This window comes from Oleiphilus sp. HI0080, from assembly GCF_001635135.1.
This window is the reverse complement of record NZ_LWFU01000490.1, coordinates 1-3,045: the sequence shown is the minus strand read 5'-3', so window position 1 is coordinate 3,045 and position 3,045 is coordinate 1. Positions and strand designations below refer to the sequence as shown.

4 protein-coding genes are annotated in these 3,045 nt (G+C 49.3%); 1 reads left to right on the top strand and 3 read right to left on the bottom strand.

The window, feature by feature from the left end:
• Both A3751_RS10285 and A3751_RS10280 read right to left on the bottom strand, forming a co-directional pair.
• Positions 1 to 572: aspartate/glutamate racemase family protein (locus tag A3751_RS10285; RefSeq protein WP_068455367.1), on the bottom strand; the 572-nt coding region annotated here is incomplete at its 3' end.
• A gap of 64 nt (positions 573 to 636) precedes the next feature.
• Positions 637 to 1,440: an SDR family NAD(P)-dependent oxidoreductase gene (locus tag A3751_RS10280; protein WP_068455364.1), complete on the bottom strand. Its 804-nt coding sequence runs from the start codon at positions 1,438 to 1,440 to the stop codon at positions 637 to 639.
• Positions 1,441 to 1,751: 311 nt separating this feature from the next.
• Here A3751_RS10280 and A3751_RS10275 point away from each other — a divergent pair, with 311 nt between their 5' ends.
• Positions 1,752 to 2,804 (top strand): HDOD domain-containing protein, encoded by a 1,053-nt coding sequence (locus tag A3751_RS10275; RefSeq protein WP_068455361.1) that lies wholly within the window; start codon positions 1,752 to 1,754, stop codon positions 2,802 to 2,804.
• Positions 2,805 to 2,807: 3 nt separating this feature from the next.
• On the opposite strand, the gene A3751_RS10270 is transcribed toward A3751_RS10275, so the two are convergent.
• Positions 2,808 to 3,045 (bottom strand): GNAT family N-acetyltransferase (locus tag A3751_RS10270; RefSeq protein ID WP_197466271.1); only part of this gene is annotated, 238 nt, incomplete at its 5' end.

The window sequence follows — 3,045 nt, the reverse complement described above, 5'->3', positions numbered from 1 at the left end:
TCGGCTCCTTGAGCTGCCATCCGCTCTATAACGTCTAAATAGGTTTTGCGTGAACGCGTCAGGATATTCCCCAAACAGAGCTCTTCGTAGATGATGCGGTGAACGTCAGCCCTGTCTGACGTAGTCGGTGTTATGACCTTCAAGCCAAAGTGTTGTGTCAGTCGGCCTTTGTAAAAGTCCTGCTCCATTGTGAAGGCTGTGCCTAGTAACCCGACTGTTTTGACGTTGGCATGAACGAGTGCTTCGCCAGTCGCGTCGGCGATGTGCAACAGGGGAATGTTAATCGCTGATTGAACAGCGTCTGCTACTTTGTGCATGGTGTTTGTGCAAATAAGCAGACCGTCTGCGCCAGCAGCCTCGACCGATACCGCAGCACTTGCGAGTATTTCACCCGCTTGTTGCCAATTGTCTTGCATCTGTAATGCTTCTATTTCAGCAAAGTCGACACTCACCATGGCGATTTTGGCGGAGTGCAAGCCGCCGAGATGGTTTTTAACGCCTTCGTTGATCGCTTTGTAATAGCCTTGTGTGCTTTCCCAGCTCATGCCGCCTAATAGGCCGATGGTTTTCATCTTGTTTTTCCTTGTGATGAGATTAAGTCTGCGTGTTGAGCGCAGCATTACATATTGGTGGTTCTCAGCAAAACTGACTGGTGATCTTGTGAATGGATGCCATTACTTGCTCACATATAGCCGGGTTAGTGGCATCGGCATGTGGCGGCGCGAACTGTTGTTCGTCATTGTCGTAATACTGTCCGGATGCGCGCGCGAACTCCTCTGATAATGCTGCGCGCACTAGAATGTTTGCGCCGACGCTTAAGTCATTGCCGGCCACACCAAAACCCTCTTTCACCATTTTACTGGCGAGCAGTGAGCCGGGATTGACGGCAACCGAGACTTGGCTGTTGCTTAAGTCTTTCGCTAGTTCTTGTGACCAAATAGTCAGCGCAAGCTTGCTTTGCGCATAGGCTTGAAACGCTTCGCTTAAAACGACGTTGCCTTCCATGGCATCTATATTGATGGGCGCTTGCGCTGCAGACGAAAGGTTGATGATACGTCCATCGCTTGAAAGGCTGGGGATTAGCCCCTTCGCTAAGATAAAGGGCGCAAAGGTATTCACGACAAACCGGACATCGAAGCCCTCAGGCGTAATGGGAGTTGGCGTTTTTAGCACGCCGGCGTTGTTGATAATAATGTCGATGCTTGAATGATCACTCGTGATGGAAACGAGCAGAGATTGGATGTCGTCAAAGCGAGATAGATCTGCCCGGTATGTATCGATGAGGGTATTCGGAGCGCAGTCATGTAATGCGGTTTCTGTGTCGGCCAGCTTTTGCTCGCTTCTTCCGTGAATCAATAAATGATGGCCTTTTGCTGCGAGTAATTTGGCGGTCTCTAAGCCAATGCCATCGGTTGCTCCTGTAATCAGTATTTTGTTCATCTTGCGTTGACTCCGTCCTTATCGATTCGGTGTTTCCGTTGCTTATAGAAGCACATTTGAATGACGGTTGTCTTCCATTCATGGGGTGCCGCTTTGCAAGGCCTCCTACGTTTACTCGCGGTCAGTATTATGAGGTGGCCATATGCTCATCAATACATCGTACGATTGAGCACCTATTGCATTTTTTACGTCATATTCAGCGCATCGGCTGAAATAAACGGCCTCAATTCTTTGCGCGCTTGTATTGCTGTATTACACTCGTTCACATATTGGCTTAAGTCTTGTTCAGTTGCAGGGAAAGGAAGCACCGTATGGCAATGGCGTGGTTAAGAAAGTTGTTGGGCGGTAGCGATGATGCACCGACAACCCAGCTTGCATCGGCGGCAGTTCGCGAAGAATCTGCACACGCTGAGAAAGAAGATTCTCCTGTCAGTAACGGAAGAGACAGCGCACAGCTGTATGAAGAGTATCGTGCAGAACTGGATAGAGCGTTCTGTCTCGAATTGTTTGGTACGGACCGTCTCTATGTGAATAGTACTGACGAGCAGCGTGCCAGTGCGCGGCAGCTTGCTAGAAAGCTTGCGCAGGCTGAGGTGCGGACTGAACAACTCCCTCGAAAGCCCAGTACGCTGCCTTCATTAATGAAACTCCTGAAGCAAGACGAGCTGAGTTACGCTCAGATTGCCGAATCCTTATTGAAAGATCCTTCGCTGACTTCTCAGGTTCTTAGAACCGTAAATTCGCCGTTTTTTCGCTTGAACAATAAGACTGTTGAGTCGCTCGATCAGGCGATTTTCATTATGGGGGTTGGCGGTATTAAAAAGGTCGTCTCTGCGGCTATTCTGCTTCCCGTCTTTAAAGGTGCGCAGAAAACGTCTGCGTTCAGCGAAACCGTGTGGCAGTGGGCACTAAGCGCCGGTAAATCCGTCGATGAACTTTTCCAGGCCCGAGGGGAGTCTGAAGGCTCTGCCTATCTGCTTGGCTTGCTTCCGGCGCTTGCGATGCTATTGATATGTCAGGAGATCGACGCGGTTGAAGGAGGGCGCCCAGAGGAACACACGCTTTTGCCCATTCAAAAGCTCGATATTTTTAAGAGCGTGGGGTGGAAGTATTGTATAGCGATTCGCAAAGAGTGGGGCATGCCTGAAGAGTTTGATGATTATTTATATGGTCTAAAACAATCAGAGCACGAAGTGCATAGTGATGCTCTCGCTACGGCACTGCTTGTCGCTCAGTATGCTTTGGTTCAGGAAAGAAATGGTGTGCCTATTAGTGTGTCGCAGTTGTCTCAGATTACGAGCTCAAGCTTTGAAGAAAACACGCGGATTATGGCGCAGCTTCAGGGCCGAATTGAACGCAATTAACGGCTAGCGTGTACAGAGGTCTAAACGCATATCATGCCAAGCGCGCCCGCCATGATCGGATTCGGAAGGGGCAAGATAATTAAACCCGTACTTCTCATAAAAACCTATCAGTTCGGTTTGGCAAATCAAGTAGATATCTTCTTTCGACATGGCGCGCATTTGCTCTATGAAGTGTTTGACTAGCGCGCCTGCAAATCCTTTGCCCTGATACTCGGGATGAACAACGACCGACATCACCACA

Excerpts from the sequence above, each read along its gene's own strand:
- A3751_RS10280 (WP_068455364.1), bottom strand. The coding sequence starts at position 1,440 with ATGAACAAAATACTGATTACAGGAGCAACCGATGGCATTGGCTTAGAG.
- A3751_RS10275 (WP_068455361.1), top strand. The coding sequence starts at position 1,752 with ATGGCAATGGCGTGGTTAAGAAAGTTGTTGGGCGGTAGCGATGATGCA.